We start from the raw sequence: 15,259 nt of genomic DNA on the forward strand, positions 1-15,259 counted from the left end.
TCATTTAAGCTCGCACCGGTAATCAATCGTCAATGAGCCCGGCCGGGCGCAACGGCCGCGGTATCCGAATCCTTCAGACGCAGAGTCGATATGTACACACGCATCCTTGTAGCGGTCGATGGCAGCAACACCTCGCGCCGCGCATTCGAAGCAGCGCTCGCGCTTGCGAAATCCACCGGCGCTGTCATGCAGCCGCTCTACGTCGTCGAAAACACGCCAATGTATTTCGAAGCGCCCGGCTATGACCCATCCATTCTGCGTACCCGCCTGATCGAAGAGGGCAAGGAGCTCGGCGCGGAGTTCGCCCTGGCCATGGCGGCGCAAGGCGTCAAAGGGGAACTCGCCGTGGGCGAAGCCTCCTCGCTCGACGACGTTTCGGCGGTAGTGCTAAAAGCCGCCGCCGACTTCAACGCCGATTTGCTGGTGATGGGCACACACGGCCGGCGCGGTTTTCAGCGCCTGATTCTCGGCAGCGTCGCAGAGCGCTGTGTGCGTCAGGCGAGCTTGCCCGTCCTGCTGATCCCGTCCGCGGCGGACAAGGCAAGCGAAGAGGCTTAAGCGCCGGGTAACGCCTATTGCAACTGCGTGTGCCTACCGCATTGAGGTGGCACGCGCAGAGCGCCATCTCCAAAAATCGGGCAGCACACGTTCGGCACGATGCATAGCAGTCCATAACCACAAGCAGCGGCGGCTGGATGACATCGCTCAAGATGCCTGACTGCGCGAACGCGTCATTTTGTCGCTAAACAGGGGGCATGGGCGGTGGGACAATCAGTTGTTACCCTGACCAATGGCTGCAGAACATGCTTACTCCTACCGCTGTGACTCGCTCCGCCGGCGCCGCCGATTCCACGCTGAATTCGCCACCGGCGCGTGGCAGCCGTCGTGCCGCGCCGGTGAGGGCAACCGCGCGCACCGCGGCGCGCTGTTCGAGCTGTTCGATGCGGGCGCTCTGCATGCCACAAGGCCTGTCGCCTGACGAACTCACCAAACTCGAAGCGCTCATTTGCAGCGCGCGCTCGGTGCAGCGCGGCGAAGCGCTGTATCGCAGCGGCGACCGCTTCGACAATATTTACGCCGTGCGTTCCGGCTCCCTGAAAACCGTCATGGCGCACCGTGACGGACGCGAGCAGGTCACCGGACTGCGCCTCGCCGGCGAAGCACTCGGCCTCGACGGCATCAGCGAAGACGTGCATGCATGCAGCGCCGTCGCCCTTGAAGACAGCACCGTTTGTATCGTCCCCTACCCGGCCCTCAAGTCCCTGTGCCGCGAAATCAGTTCGATGCAGGACCGCCTGCACAAACTGCTGGGCGAGCAGATCGTCCGCGAAGCTGGGCAGATGATGGTACTCGGCTCACTTTCAGCGGACGAACGCGTGGCGGCATTCCTGCTTGACGTGTCGGAGCGCAACGCGCAACGCGGCTATTCATCGGCGGAATTCAACTTGCGCATGACACGCGAGGACATGGGCAGTTATCTCGGCATGACGCTCGAAACCGTGAGCCGCACCCTGTCAAGATTTCAAAAGCGCGGCCTGATCGACACACAGGGCAAACATATCCGGATCGTCGATCTGGAAGGCTTGCAGAAGGTATAAGCCACACACGACGGACCTGGCCCGCGCAGCCACGTCCCCATCCTCCGTTTTTTAGCACGCATTCGCCTTGGCATGGCTCCTGCGAGCGGGTACAGTCTTTAGTCCGTCCCCCGCAAGGAGACCCGGCGAAATGAATCGCGACCCCGCCCCGCATCACCCGCTCGTTCAGCGTCTGATCGACGCGCGTCAAGTGACCGACGCCCTGTTTTCCATCGTCAAACCCGAGTTTCTGTATGAACGGCCGATCCGTGAGCGCCACCGGATCGTGTTTTACGTCGGCCATCTGGAAGCTTTCGATCGTAATCTTTTCGATCAACGCCTGTGCGATCTGCCGGCGTTCGATCCACACCTCGACCAGCTTTTCGCCTTCGGTATCGATCCTGTCGACGGCGGTTTTCCGACCGATCAACCCGGTGACTGGCCGTCGCTCGACGCCGTGCGCGACTACGCGCGGCACGCCCGCGAGCAGATCGACCGCGAACTCGACGCGCTGAGCGACGCGGCGCGCGTCGGCCGCGAGGGTGCCCAGGCTGACGCGTCCGAGCAGTTGCTGAACGTCGCGATCGAGCATCGGCTGATGCATGCGGAAACGCTCGCGTACATGCTGCATCAATTGCCGCTTGCGCAGAAGGTCACCGAGTTGCGAGAGCCGGTGCTCACCCGCCCTGAACGTGTTCCGTCGTTGCCCGCCATGGTTAGCGTGCCGGCTGGTTCAACAGTGCTCGGCATGTCGCGCGAAAGCGGCCGTTTTGGCTGGGACAATGAGTTCGGCGAAATGCGCCTCGACGTGCCGGCGTTCGAGATCGACCGCCACATGGTGACGAACGGCGAATTTCGCGCGTTCATCGAGGCAGGCGGCTATCGCGAACCGAAGTGGTGGACAGACAAGGATTGGGCGTGGAAGGAAGCCGAACATATCGCGCACCCCGCCGGCTGGTCGCAGCAAACCGGAAGCGATCAGGGCAGCGCATGGATGCTGCGCACCATGTTCGACGACGTGCCCCTGCCGCTCGACTGGCCTGCGTACGTGAGTCACGCCGAAGCCAGCGCCTACGCACGCTGGGCCGGCAAGACGCTACCCAGCGAAGCACAATGGCAACGCGCGGCGCACGGCGCGCCCAATGCGATGTCGGGCAACTTCGATTTTCGCAGCTGGGATCCACAGCCGGTCGACGCGCATCCGGACAACGTCAGCGCGTTCGGCGTGGAAGGTCAATTCGGCAATGGCTGGGAGTGGACCGCCACGGTGTTCGACGCGCTGCCGGGGTTTGAAGCGTTTGCGTTTTATCCGGGCTACTCCGCCAACTTTTTCGACGGGCAGCACTATGTGATCAAAGGTGGCTCGGCGCGCACTGCGCAATGCATGCTGCGGCCGGCTTTCCGGAACTGGTTTCAGCCGCATTATCAGTATGTGTATGCGGGGTTCCGGTGTGTGCGGGAGTGACTAATAAAGCATAAGTTGACGCGGAAAGTCGCCTTAAGGTTTATCGAAAATAATTTCAACATATGCTTTCCTCTGCCAACAAATGCTTTATTTCCCCCATCCACTTTAAGTTAGAGTTTTTCGCGCACGAAGAGATACAGGCGTAAAGGCACTCCGGAACGTACTATTACCCCAACAGAATTGTAGACATTCACAGTGCTGAACTCGCGGCCCAAAGAAAGCAGTTCGCGTTTCGCCGCCAGAAAGCGTCGCGCAAGTTTAAGGTTCGCCCTCCAACGCTTCAAAGGCGCTTCCGTTTTTCGCATCTCCCTCAGATGTTCTATCACATCTGGAAAATTCCGATAGAAAAAGCTCGTATCGACGCCAACCATCTGGGCCAGTCGCACCAACCGTACATCAGGCTCCCGAGCCAAGACTCGCTCAATTTCACTTCGTAACCGCGATACGCGCCTCGGTTGCTTGTCTTTTGAAAAATACCTCTGAAAAACGATTGGCTCGCGCTTTCGAAGCAGGCTACTAACTTCGCCGCGCAAGACAGACACAACGCTGACACCGCCGGCTGAACAGAGCGATACCAGTAGTCTCAGGCTTATACGGGCTTCGCCGGACAGCGCAAGATGAAGTGTTGAAAATGCGACTCCAAGCTCTCTTGCCGCTTCTGCTGTGTTTTTCCACCTCTGCTTAACGATAATCGAGATCCCTGACGGCAGTCTGCTTGCATCGAAGCGTTCCCCGCGAGTTATCGCTTGGACCAGCTTTCCGACTTCCTTAGCCACCCATAACTGCTGCGCAGCCGCTTTTTGGGGTGCCTTACCGATACAAGCAAACCCAGGCTTTCGACAATTCTTGCAGACACCAGGCGTATAGGCACGATCGCTTTGATAAACCCATTCGTCGTGCGATGCACCACAGGTCGAATCCACTAGCAGGACCTTATGCTCAGGGCAGGCTTGCACGATTTCGATGCTCCAGATCAGACGATGCCAGCCTTCCGGATATCGAGTACGTTTTACGCACATCGGACAGTGCCTTTGCGATCTGAAGTTTTGCGCTTTATGTAGGTGCACCACGTTGGATAGGCTATCGAATGAGCAAAGCTTTATCGAAGATTGCCCAGTCAATGCAATGAGAGTGCTAATAAAAGCTTCGGGCACACGGAGCGACAACCCCACAACCGGATTCAACCACCGCCGCCAACCTGCGCTAGGTGTTTGCTGGCGGACATATTCACACAGGGCGGCGAGTGAAACACGATGAGCCTCCGCCAACCTCGCGACATAACTTAAAAGCGATTCGCATTCGTGCGTACCCAGACCCTTTGGAGCGAGCGAATACAGCACCGTACAAGTTGGCGTCGCATCATTTAGATTGTTCGTGGCTCCGCTCACTCATTATCTCCCGCATCGACGACATCAACAGAATATTCTTCGTCGGATAACTCACTGTTTATCTTCAACCAGGATGCTTCAAATCGTGACCGATTGGTTACCAAGATCTTCGATTTTAACCATATGTTTCGCTTTGTGAATCGGCGTCCTGCCTCCGCGAGTTCGTTAGCAATTTCTCGCATAAGCATATTTGCATCAGACTGACGGCGTGCGGTCTCGGCTCGAGCGCATTGCCGACGACGCAGGACTATCTTCTTAGATTCCTCTGGGAAACTCTGCTCAAGATATTTGATGCTAATACCAAGCGACTCGGCGACGCTTCTGAGTGACGGACAAGCGTCGGCGATCACCGCCTCGCGCACCGTCAGAGCCCGGCGCGTCAACGCCGCGGCTCGCCGGGGATTCCGAGCTCCAACGTATTGATGCTGAACTGGTGTTTGACTTGGCGCGGTTCGCCCGCGCAGCGCATCGACCACACTTACGCCGGAAGCCGCGCACAGCGCAATCAACGCGCCAAGCCTCACTTTTTTCGTAGCGTTGATCCAGTCGAACAACCGTGCCTTGCTGAACCCACAGATCTTTGCGGATCTGTAGGGATAACCATCGCCAATCGACGTAGCTATCTCTATAACGCTTCTGTGCGTGTCTATCGCGAAAAACTGCTCACCGCTCGAGACGCATGAGACTAGAGCCGCCATTTCATTGGCGACCCAGAGATCCCCTTCACTGACGGCACCACCATCTGTAGCGCAACATCGATAACCAACGCTTCCACAAGTCGCGCAGATACCCGGCGCATGAAACCGTCTCCATCGAGATAAACGACCAGATTGAGGAGCGCCACACTTCGAAGAGATAAGAGGAACATGATGAATCGGGCATACACGGACGAGCGAAAGATCCCAGATCATTGGCCGATGGGCTGCCAAAGGATCAGAGTTCTCGCGAAAGCACTCCGGACAATGATGTTGCTGAACCGATGACGACCCGCGAAGGTCAACTGCATCACTCAATCTGCGCAGTGAAAGATTGCTAATGTCCAACACTCCGGTCGACGCCTCCAAGGCCGCGAGCAAGCGAGAAGTCCTTTGTGGTGCAGAGATATTGATAGCGACGTTACTGCTCCAATTTGAGAAGTGCTGCCAGTTCGAAAAGTCCTCATCACCTATCTCAGACAAGATCCTATTCATCAAAATATCTACTGCGAAATGATGCTCATTGGCAAGACGGCAGAGATAACTGACGATGCTTTCACATTGTCCCGTACCAATACCTTTGGGCTTCAGTGGATAAAGAATTGGCAGCACCGGATACGCTGCTTCAGCACTGCTCTCGGGGATCGGTGCAGAGCTCATCTTTTCAGCGTCGAGAGATCGTTTCGTCATGCCACGAACCTCTTCACACCGATCTTGCTGGCAAACTCCGAACCAAAAGAAGTGTCGAAAAAACCTGCCTCCCGCATTTTCTTTTCGCCAGATTCGACTTCATTTCTTATTTTTCGGATGACGTATGGTTTCTTCATCGCTTGATAGACGAACGCTGAGTTCCATTTCCCTTTGTTCTCAATCTGTAAAACGAGGCACTGAGTTAGAAATTCCTTGAGAAGTCCCACAATGCCCAGTGTCTCTTTCATCAGATCTTCGGCGATGTCAGTAAACTGGGGCACGTCCTCCAAAGGCCATCTAGCCTGGAGTTTGAGAACGATGGATGTGTATTCTTCGAGATCTTCCACGTTGGCCGGCGCACTCGGCCTACTCGCCGCGGTAAAATTGTGACCGTATCGGCCGAGATAAAAGATTTCCCCTCGACGTGCGACCTGCCCATAACTGTAGGCTAGGTCAAAAAGATCGTAGGAGCCAATCAAAAGTATCTGGCAGGATGTCTCGTCGGCCAGACTCTTGAAGGTGTCCATAATCGCGTCGTGGTGCGCACCGAAACGTAGCATGTGAAGTATCTCATCAAGCGCTAGAACAAGCGTCATCCGGTTTTTTAGCATGCTTTCAATCGAATCCCGAAGGGCGGAAAGGGAGCCGATCGAATTACTTCGAACCTTGACGGTTCCATCCGCGACGTCGGTCACGCGCTTGAAGTCGACGAGTGGCTCTCCACCGGCCTTTAGAATTTTTCTGTACATGCCCGTCCATGGCACCTTGTTACTGCCGTGCGCCGGTGTCGAGACCATAATGAACGGGCGCTGGCCTAGCTCTGTTGCCTTAAGACGGTTCGCTAGAATATTTTCTGCAAAAGAAGTCTTTCCTGCGCCTGGCGGACCAATCAGCGTGAGAATGCGAGTGTCGGTGTTTCCGCTTATATAGCGCGACAGCTCCTTTTCAACGTTCGCCAGATTTCGGTGACGCACCTGAATCGAATAAAAGTAACGTCTCTTTTCGTTATCTGATAGGGCCATCGCCTGCTCACGGGTAAGGCGGCCATAGCGCAGCCTTTCGGCAATGGATATCTGGCGGATATGCTCAGATGAGTGCGGTTTCGTCATCGCAGCCTCCAAGTTCTTCGGACATGGCCCTAAGCTCGTCTGCCACCACCAGGGTTGAGGATGAGAAATCACCCTTGGCCTCATCGGCAGCCCAGACACCGCCCTCGTCTGGCGGCTCGCAACCTGGAACCTCAGGTATTTTCGGGGAATCCGACCGCTCCATTTCGTCGAACTTCGCAATGCCCATATTCAAGGAGCGGTAGTAACCCACCATGACTTCCTGTTTTGTCGCTATCGTAAGATCAAAATTAAGCGGGTCACGCGCCTCCACAAGCCGAGTCGCGCGCTCGGGCTTTCGGCGATCTCGTTCGGCCGCGAGCCTTGCAAAAATCTGTTGTGCCCGCTGTGCCTGAATGACTTCATAGCGGGTACGGCCTTTCAGTGGGTCCACATTACGGGCAGTGGCAACGATCCACTTAGACCCCGTATTGATATAGAGGATTGAGGCCTTCCAGGGCTCAATCCGAACCTCCAGTTTTTTCCCCGCAAGCCTAGAAAAATCACTGTGCCAGTAGTAGTGCCCGCTCTCCCAGATTCCCCTGTGTGGATAGACTCGGTGCGAGGGTTGGGGAGGCGATGGACAGGTAAGTAGCAGTAGATTTTCGTCAAACTCGACCGTTGTATGTAGCCGAAATCCTGTCTGCTGCAATCGCATATGTTCAAAGTCTTGCGGCGACACCCCTAGTCGTGTGTGCACGGCTAGAGGGCGAACCTTGAAGAGATAATGCTCCAGGGCACGGCAGAAGACGGGAAATGTCCAGATCCGAAACTGGTTCGGCGAGACTGACTTGGTCGTCATGCGAGCGTCCTTTAACTGAATGGAACTGCCCTCGAGTCCCCCAATGAGTTCCTGTTCGGTCACCCCAAACATCCGCTCAACGGGCGCTCCACCGCGTGGCCTCCCGGGACCCCGATAACGGATATCTATTCCGAATATCTGGCAGAAGATCCTGAACGCATGTGAACGGAACTCTTTCCCTCCATCGACCACTACCACGCGTGGCAGACGTCGCCAACGACGCACGTAATCCCGCAAGACCATCAGAGCCGACCAAGCCGAAGGGGGATCGTAGCTTTGATAAAGAGCACGTGTCACTGGCACGTGCCCATCGACCGCTGCCGTTATCCATATCTTTCCCCAATCTTCGCGATTGGGACCTGCCGTCATCAGGTTGACCAAAGTGTGATCGATATAGACGACTTCGTGCGGAAATAACCCGTGGATTGGCTCCCGAATGTCAAGAATCAGCGGAATATCAGAATCACGATACGCGACACGCTTACCCTGACGGTCCCGCAAGCTCACGTGGTCCTTCACCCGCTTGAGGAAAGTAACGTAGGACATAGGGCTAAGACCCGTCGCGACACAACGCTCGACGAACTTGTCATGCACCTGTCTTGCACTCGGTGCAGGCGGGCTGTTGTAGTGCTTGACGATGCACTCGGTCGCGAGCCTATCAACAGCAGCCGGAAGACGAGGTCCGCGGTGACCTTTGTCTGCGTGCCGACCTGCGAGCGTAATGAGCGCGTCGATAGTCGACGCAGCGCCTCTAACCACCCGCTTCGCTCTTGAAAGCGTAGACGCAGAAAATCCGTCTGAGCCATCGCGTACCGCTGCAAGCTTGCTTGCCGCCAACTTCAATGCATCAGAGCTAAAGTCCGCGAGCGACCGGCGCTTTTCGGCCTGCAGGGTCAGCTTTCGTTCGCAGTGGTCTTGTTGCGCGACTAGCAACTGCAGCGCCTCATGCCGCGGCATGACTATCTGGCGACCGTCTGCGGTGCGGAACAGGACCTCGGCGGTGTCATCCAGCCTCTGATGAATGAGTTCCCAGTTCTGGTCGTTGTAGCGGATGGTCATGCCGAGCTGTAACGCACCGACCCCAGGCAGGGGAACAGCTTCTTGAGGCAGCACACCTTCAACCAGGGAAGCGTGAGCGCGGCTCATACCCTCGTCGCGAAAGAGTATAAGCTGGTCAAGATCGCGAACTTGCACACAGGAAAGATCGACGTAGACGATGCCCGTTGCAATGGCAGAAAGCAGCAGATCCGCGCTCAGTCCATCCTTGTCGAGTAGGTCAAGATAACGCACAGGCTCCTTGCTAACCATCTCGCGGAGATCCGCGATAATGTCGGTCGCTAACAAGGGATTTCGATCATCGAGATAGTCCTCGAGCACACGCATGTTCTCGACAAATGTGCGTGGGATGTCACTACTGGTACGTAAGCGATGCTTCAGGCCGATCTGGCCGCATGCATCTTCAAGCAAACGATCATGCCAGCGCCCCAACTCGTCGCGATGGTAGCGGGACATCTTGACGTGGCGCTCGGCATCGCGTCGCTCTGCCTCGGTGAGATCCTTCTCTTCACGCCAGTCTTCGAAATAAGGTTCGTCGTCGGCAAGGACGAGGAGTTGCACCGTATGCGACTGCCGGTTTCGAACCTTGCCAGTATCATCGCGGCTGGTGAGATCAAAAGTGTGTGCATTGAGGTAATACTCTGCGACGGCCGGATTGAACTCGTGCCACTTCACAGCGCTTGCGTGAAGTGACCGGCTCCGCGTCCGTATCTGCCGACCAGCCATCTTTCTCGATGTGACGAATACCAGCGAATTTTCGCGCTGGCTATTTCCGATGACTGGCTCTGCCTTCCGTCGCCGGATTTCCTCGACGAACACAAACGGATTACCGGTCAGCCCCGTTCTTGCGGCGTATTTATCAAACTCATTATCAGAAAGCATAGGTAATCCCCAAACCACATCATGTTGAAACACGCACACGGCCGTTGGGTCCGTCTGATGGCGACCGCACCCCCGCCGACGGCGGGCGATGTCGCGCCTCCCTCCGGCTTTTTGACCATCTCAAAAGCGCGTGGCGATTTGTTTGAGTGCACGCAGCCAGCCGCTGCACTGGCGGACCGTTTTGCACTTGACAGCGGAATGGAGGCCTACTAGGATAGGGACAGTATCAGTTGCGTAATAGCAGTCTCCAAAGGCCCTTGGGTTGTCGCCCAAGGGCCTTTTTCCATTTGGCCTCACAAATCAGGATTCCTTCATATCGTTTCCTTTGGCAAGTTACTGCAGGGTGGTATTCTGTTTAATGCACGGCATATTTCTACGACCCCTCTGACACGCGGCGCTCCGCGAAGACGTCACAGGAGCTAATACGGTAAAACTCGTGTCCACGCATTTAGCCGGCGCATGGTCATTTCACTCCTTCCATATTTAGACTTCTCGCACGACGCCGGCCAGAATCTGGATTGCTCAACGGTTCGACGCTTGGGAATGAGCTGATTCGCGCAGCGTCCACAGCCACCGAGCAACATCTTGCGCGAGTGCAAATCGTCCGCCCCGCCCCGGGACAGCGAACATCGGTATCCCGATTCTCCCGCGCCAGCAAGCCTGCCTGAAAGCGCCAACCGAGGCGAATCCTAACGCGTCAGCCAGCGCAGCTGATCCCATCAGAGCCCCGTACCGCCCCTCCAGCCTGGCCTCCAACTCGGCTAAGGCATCCGCTGTATATCGAAAATCACCGGCCATTCGGACCTCGCGGGTAAACCTCAACATTGATGATCATGGCGAACGCAGTGCAAAATAATTGGGGTGCGACCGACCACCAACTTCAGGATAGTAACGCCCTGAGACGTCAGATGTCACAGACATCGCCGGTAAATGCAACCATGGTTTCAATTACATTTTTGGGGACCTTACGAATGAACGATTCCGCGCAGTCTGAACTCCGCCCTCGCAGGAAGTGGATTTTGCCGTTCGCAACACCAGACATTCAAACCCAACCAACCCGACTGGAGCGCCTCAACGGCTTGCGCGGCATGGCGTGGGCCTACGCCGTTTGCCACTATTTGCGGAAGAAGCCGTCGACAATCTCGCTTGAGTACTCAGCAGCAGATAGCTCACTGGGACGCGCTGACGGTCTAAAACGGTCGAGCAATCTGATGCAACGTTACATTTCTGGTAAAAGCGCGCCGATCCGCGGGCCACGGGGCAAATTTGGATTCGATCTTGTCGGCACGATAAGCGCGGATTCGCGAGGTGCACTAGCCGGACCCTCGCTCGACCTTCGGGTTTTCAAAATGCTGCATCCCGACACAACCTTAATGGAGTTGCGGGCATTGCTTTTCGAACTCCCGGACGTGGTGCGACCGGCGCTCTTTGACCCCGACCCCTTGCGAGAAAACGAACACGCAGCGTGGCGACGCCACCCGCTCGACGAGTGCGTGTTGCCACCGGAGATAGCATCTCAAATTCTACGTGTCCGACCCGTGCTATGGGATCCTTACCAGGCCGAAGCCCCACTGGTATTTTGACTGTTTGAAACGCTTGTCGGACTCTGGGCGGAAGCGAGGCTCATCTGCGATAGAGTACGCATGGCGGCGCTTCTCAGGCTGATCACTCGTAGCCAAGACCTCATCTTGGCAGATGAGACTTTTCCCTACATTTTTCAGCCATTTCTCGCATTCCTTTCATTTGACGGACCGGACCGTCCCCAGCTAACGACAGATAACGCTGCTTAGCCCAATCAATAATCAATACCCGTTAGGAACACAGATTTTTCAGGAAGACTCGTCGCGATAACGGGTGTTCTCCATCGCGCGTACGCACGGTCTGGTTGGCCCCGAGCGGGGCGGAGGCGTTTGCGGTGATAACCGATGTTATCGCGGCTTCCCTGTTTATTCCCGGCTGGAAACCGGTTTTCTGGCGTAAGCCGTGTGCGTAATCTAAAGTGGAATTTCCCGCCTGCGTCGCGCCCACGTGCCCTGCCCGCCCCTCCGGGCCCGCACCTCTGGGCGGCGCACTGGAGATCCGTCATGCCGCGCCCCGCCGCCGTCACCCGTGACGACATCCGTTCTGCCGTGCTCGCGATGCTCGCCGAGGCCGGCGACCCTGACCCGCCCTCCGGCACGCGTTTCCGCAAGGTCGTGTCGGTGCGCAAACTGCGCGCACGGCTCGGAGCCGGTGACCCTTCCACCCTGTCGCGCGTACTGAACGACATCGAGGCCGAAGTGGTCCGCTCGGGCCTGGCTGGCGTGGCAATTCCCGATCTGCCCGACGAAATTGCGGCGCACATGCGCGCCTTATGGCAGGCGGCCGTCGCCGTCCAGCTTGACGATGTGATGCGGCTCCGGGCTGGCGCCATACAACAGGCGGAGGCATCGGCCGCAGCTCACCGCGACGCCGACCTGCGCACGGAAATGCTGCGGGTTGAACTGGCGGAACTGCGCTCGCAATTTGGCACGCGCGACACCGAACTGGCGACCCTCCGGGCCGACTGTCGCAGCCTGACCGAGCGGTCCGACGCTCACCGGACGGCCGCCGCAGACCTGCAGCGGCAACTGGACGCGGCCGCCTCGAGCCTGGTGCAAGAGAAAGAGACGCACGCAAAGGAATTCGCCGCAATTCATACGCGCTACGAAGGTCTCTCCAGGCAACTGCTGCAGGAAACCGAACATCAGCGCCACGCGCTGCAGACCGAACGCGAACGTCTGACGGAACAGATCACCCGGGCGCAGGAACGGGCAGCAGCGCTCGAGGGGCTGCGTGATCGCCTGCTGGCCGACCTGGCCACTGAGCGCGACGCGCATCAGCGGGCGGCCGCAGAGGCGGCGGCACTCACCACGCTTGTCGCGGAACAGCGTGCGCTGCTGCGGATCCCGGACAGTCGCGCCGGCACCACCGGGCCATCCCGGCACAGGAAGGCAACCAGCGGGTCGCCGGCACCTAGCGCAAGCAACCGGCGGCGCTCCAAATGAACAGGTCAGCCGGTTTCGCCGGCTGGGTCGATACCGCCACGGCGCCCCCGCAGCGCCTGCCTGACGGTATCGACGCCGCACTTGCATACATGGCCGATGCCACCGGCCACCCGGTCTATACGCGCTGGACGCTCACGTTACTCAAGCGCGGTTGTCCGTCGCTCGCCGACGCAAAACGTGACCATCCTGTGGTGTTCGCGCTGCTGCTCGATCACGATGCGGCCATCGAGTACTGGGAGCGCGGACGGCTTCGGGTGGTCGCCCCTGATCGCGCACCGGCGCCCGCCACAGTGCTGCTGCGTCTGCTGAAGCAGCACCGGCGCTTCAGGTTCGCCCCGGACCAGCCGGGCACACGACCAGCGATGCCGGCGGTGAGCGCAGACGCGCCCATGACCGCCGTCGCAATGCCGGAATCCACCAGCCCGTCGGCCGATCCCGCCGTCTGGCTGGCGGCGCTTGCGCCCGGAACGGACGCATCCGGCCGCGCCTGGCTGGCGCGCGCGGGCCGCTTTGCCAATGCGTCGCCCGTCACCAATACGCTGGGCGTGGCGGACGACGCCCAGGCCGTCGCCCTCTTCCTGCGCGAGCGTGCAAGCCGCTCGCCCCACACGTTGCGCGCCTATCTGGCGGAACTGCGACGCCTGATCCTGTGGTGCGATCGCCATCAACTGGGGCCGTTGTCCGACCTGACCCGGGACAACCTACTCACGTACAGGACGTCGCTCGAGCGCACCCGCCGCACCACACCCGCGACGGGCACCACACGGAACCAATCGGCTGGCCTGCAGGCCGCCACCCGTGCCCGGGCGCTCGCCGTTGTGTCGAGCCTTTTCCGCTACTGGCTGCGGACCGGCTACGTGATCGCCAATCCCGCCGCTGAACTGTCCGGCGGCGCAGCCACCCGTGACAGCTGGACGCCGTCCCGGATCATGCCAATCAAGGTGCTGGCGCTGTGCGACGCGGTGGTCAGTGGCACCGCGCCGGCCACAATGTCGGCGCTGGTCTGGGCGCGTCGCCGCGCGATCTGGTCGCTGTATCGCTATGCCGGCGTGCGACTCGCAGAACTGGCGTGGTCTGAAGCGGAGGGCCTGCCCAGGCTTGAGGTTGACCCGCAGGATCAGTGGACACTCCACGTGCTGGGAAAAGGCAGCAAGCGCCGGTCGATTCCGCTGCCGTCCGTCTGCATGCCGGCGCTGCGCGCCTACCGTCTTGCACGGGCCCTGCCGGAGCGGCCGTCACCATTTGAACGGGTGCCCCTCATTCACAGTGAGAAGCGCGACGCGCTGGGTCACAGCGGCCTGTACGACGAGGTCAAGGCCGTGCTTCTGGCCGCCGAAGCGCAGGTGTCATCCGGAGATCTGGCGACGCGCACGATGCTGCGCGCAGCATCGACCCACTGGCTACGGCATGGCTATGCGCGCGCGCTGGTGGTGGAGCACGCGGTGCCGCTGCCGGTCGCGCAGACGCTGCTCGGTCACGCATCGGTGCAGACGACAGCCGCCTATGCGAAGACCGATCTGGCGCAGACGCGTGCGTTTGTGGAGGGAAGTTTTCCGCAAACAAAGTAGCCGCCGATGATTGCGACAAAAATGCCAGCCCGCCTCCGTTCAATACCCATCGTCGTTCGATTGCAATTACCCCGTGCCGTTGCTCTGCCGGCTCATCGACCATTGCGGTCGTTCGCCCATCGGCGCTGGTATGCCCGCTCACTGCTCAAAACCGGTCGTCCGCTTGGCGCAGCGTCGAAGATCTCCAGTCGACTTCGATGAAGGCGCGCCCGACCCAAACGAGACATTCGACATTCCTACTCTCAGGCGACCGTTTCCGGGCACACAGCGAGCCTTTGGAACATTGCGGTAAAGGTTATATGGCTCGCCCCTACACTCGACCCGATACGCGCCACCCGGAGCGACAGCAGAGTCGCCAAAATGGGTTGTTGCTCAGAGCGTGCGCCGTACGCCCAAATGCAGCAGGGACTACCGCCGGGACGTGACGGGTAGCGCGGTGCCATACATCACCTGCTTGAGCGCGAAGCTCGAGCGGATATTCGACACAGCGGGGATGCGCGTCAATTCATCCACGATGAGCCGCTCGAGCGCATGAACATCACGGACGAGGACACGAATGAGGTAGTCCGCGTCGCCGGACATCAGGTAACACTCCATGACGTTGGGCAGACATCGAATGGCACGCTCGAACGTGTCGAGCGAATCGCGCACCTGTTTATCGAGTGAAATCTGGATAAACACATTCACGTTCAGTCCGAGCTGCTCCGCACTCAGCAACGTGACGCGCTGCTTTATCACGCCGCGCGCCTCCAGCGCCCTCACCCGCGCGAGGCACGGTGACGGCGACAGGTTGACACGGGAAGCAAGCTCGACGTTCGTCAAACAACCGTCACGCTGCAATTCCTCGAGAATTCTGACGTCGATTTCATCCAACTCGTGTCTTGCCACCGCTCACCTCTTCAAAACAGTTCTTTCATTGACGCGCAGGGCCACCAGGCTCATCGCGGACGGCTTAACCGGTCGTTGCGCCCCGGTGGGCCGGCGCCGCCAGCGCCGCATATTTG

At 58.7% G+C, this 15,259-nt stretch carries 11 protein-coding genes; 6 read left to right on the top strand and 5 right to left on the bottom strand.

Translation table 11 applies throughout. The features are described 5' to 3' along the window. The first annotated feature begins 90 nt into the window (after nt 1-90). The 3 genes from PQQ52_RS31785 (at nt 91) to PQQ52_RS31795 (ending at nt 3,042) form a co-directional block, all read left to right on the top strand. Nucleotides 91-558, top strand: a complete 468-nt coding sequence (locus tag PQQ52_RS31785) for a universal stress protein (RefSeq protein WP_408220520.1) — start codon at nt 91-93, stop codon at nt 556-558. A gap of 383 nt (nt 559-941) precedes the next feature. Beyond that, nucleotides 942-1,598: a helix-turn-helix domain-containing protein gene (locus PQQ52_RS31790; RefSeq protein ID WP_408220544.1), complete on the top strand. Its 657-nt coding sequence runs from the start codon at nt 942-944 to the stop codon at nt 1,596-1,598. Between the two features lie 130 nt (nt 1,599-1,728). Then, a complete protein-coding gene (locus PQQ52_RS31795) occupies nt 1,729-3,042 on the top strand; it encodes an SUMF1/EgtB/PvdO family nonheme iron enzyme (RefSeq protein WP_408220522.1) in 1,314 nt (437 codons plus the stop codon). A 110-nt stretch (nt 3,043-3,152) separates the two neighbouring features. Here the strand turns inward: PQQ52_RS31795 and PQQ52_RS31800 are convergent, their stop codons facing one another. The 4 genes from PQQ52_RS31800 to PQQ52_RS31815 are packed head-to-tail and all read right to left on the bottom strand — an operon-like array spanning nt 3,153 to nt 9,661. Beyond that, nucleotides 3,153-4,430 carry a TniQ family protein gene (locus PQQ52_RS31800; protein ID WP_408220524.1) on the bottom strand — a complete coding sequence of 426 codons (1,278 nt, stop codon included), beginning with the start codon at nt 4,428-4,430 and terminating at the stop codon, nt 3,153-3,155. Continuing rightward, complete coding sequence (locus PQQ52_RS31805; protein ID WP_408220526.1) at nt 4,427-5,815, bottom strand: TniQ family protein; 1,389 nt, start codon at nt 5,813-5,815, stop codon at nt 4,427-4,429. Before PQQ52_RS31805 ends, PQQ52_RS31800 begins: the two co-directional genes overlap by 4 nt. Then, nucleotides 5,812-6,924 (bottom strand): ATP-binding protein, encoded by a 1,113-nt coding sequence (locus tag PQQ52_RS31810; protein WP_408220528.1) that lies wholly within the window; start codon nt 6,922-6,924, stop codon nt 5,812-5,814. The genes PQQ52_RS31805 and PQQ52_RS31810 overlap by 4 nt, the downstream gene beginning before the upstream one ends. Beyond that, nucleotides 6,902-9,661 (bottom strand): integrase catalytic domain-containing protein, encoded by a 2,760-nt coding sequence (locus PQQ52_RS31815; protein WP_408220530.1) that lies wholly within the window; start codon nt 9,659-9,661, stop codon nt 6,902-6,904. The genes PQQ52_RS31810 and PQQ52_RS31815 overlap by 23 nt, the downstream gene beginning before the upstream one ends. Before the next feature lie 971 nt (nt 9,662-10,632). Between PQQ52_RS31815 and PQQ52_RS31820 the strand changes: the two genes are divergently transcribed. The 3 genes from PQQ52_RS31820 (at nt 10,633) to PQQ52_RS31830 (ending at nt 14,255) form a co-directional block, all read left to right on the top strand. Then, nucleotides 10,633-11,244, top strand: a complete 612-nt coding sequence (locus PQQ52_RS31820) for a hypothetical protein (protein ID WP_408220532.1) — start codon at nt 10,633-10,635, stop codon at nt 11,242-11,244. Between the two features lie 501 nt (nt 11,245-11,745). Then, nucleotides 11,746-12,687: a DNA-binding protein gene (locus tag PQQ52_RS31825; protein ID WP_408220533.1), complete on the top strand. Its 942-nt coding sequence runs from the start codon at nt 11,746-11,748 to the stop codon at nt 12,685-12,687. Beyond that, on the top strand, nt 12,684-14,255 hold the full coding sequence (locus PQQ52_RS31830) for a tyrosine-type recombinase/integrase (RefSeq protein ID WP_408220535.1): 1,572 nt from the start codon (nt 12,684-12,686) through the stop codon (nt 14,253-14,255). The genes PQQ52_RS31825 and PQQ52_RS31830 overlap by 4 nt, the downstream gene beginning before the upstream one ends. A 408-nt stretch (nt 14,256-14,663) precedes the next feature. Here PQQ52_RS31830 and PQQ52_RS31835 read toward each other — a convergent pair whose 3' ends face one another. Beyond that, a complete protein-coding gene (locus tag PQQ52_RS31835; protein WP_408220537.1) occupies nt 14,664-15,143 on the bottom strand; it encodes an Lrp/AsnC family transcriptional regulator in 480 nt (159 codons plus the stop codon). Nucleotides 15,144-15,259 lie beyond the last annotated feature (116 nt).

Source organism: Paraburkholderia sediminicola (assembly GCF_046030555.1).
GTDB classification, from domain to species: domain Bacteria; phylum Pseudomonadota; class Gammaproteobacteria; order Burkholderiales; family Burkholderiaceae; genus Paraburkholderia; species Paraburkholderia sediminicola_E.

What these genes read in the sequence shown, in the direction of transcription:
- PQQ52_RS31785 (WP_408220520.1), top strand. Translation starts at nt 91, where the DNA reads ATGTACACACGCATCCTTGTAGCGGTCGATGGCAGCAACACCTCGCGC.
- PQQ52_RS31790 (WP_408220544.1), top strand. Translation starts at nt 942, where the DNA reads ATGCGGGCGCTCTGCATGCCACAAGGCCTGTCGCCTGACGAACTCACC.
- PQQ52_RS31795 (WP_408220522.1), top strand. Translation starts at nt 1,729, where the DNA reads ATGAATCGCGACCCCGCCCCGCATCACCCGCTCGTTCAGCGTCTGATC.
- PQQ52_RS31805 (WP_408220526.1), bottom strand. Translation starts at nt 5,815, where the DNA reads ATGACGAAACGATCTCTCGACGCTGAAAAGATGAGCTCTGCACCGATC.
- PQQ52_RS31810 (WP_408220528.1), bottom strand. Translation starts at nt 6,924, where the DNA reads ATGACGAAACCGCACTCATCTGAGCATATCCGCCAGATATCCATTGCC.
- PQQ52_RS31815 (WP_408220530.1), bottom strand. Translation starts at nt 9,661, where the DNA reads ATGCTTTCTGATAATGAGTTTGATAAATACGCCGCAAGAACGGGGCTG.
- PQQ52_RS31820 (WP_408220532.1), top strand. Translation starts at nt 10,633, where the DNA reads ATGAACGATTCCGCGCAGTCTGAACTCCGCCCTCGCAGGAAGTGGATT.
- PQQ52_RS31825 (WP_408220533.1), top strand. Translation starts at nt 11,746, where the DNA reads ATGCCGCGCCCCGCCGCCGTCACCCGTGACGACATCCGTTCTGCCGTG.
- PQQ52_RS31830 (WP_408220535.1), top strand. Translation starts at nt 12,684, where the DNA reads ATGAACAGGTCAGCCGGTTTCGCCGGCTGGGTCGATACCGCCACGGCG.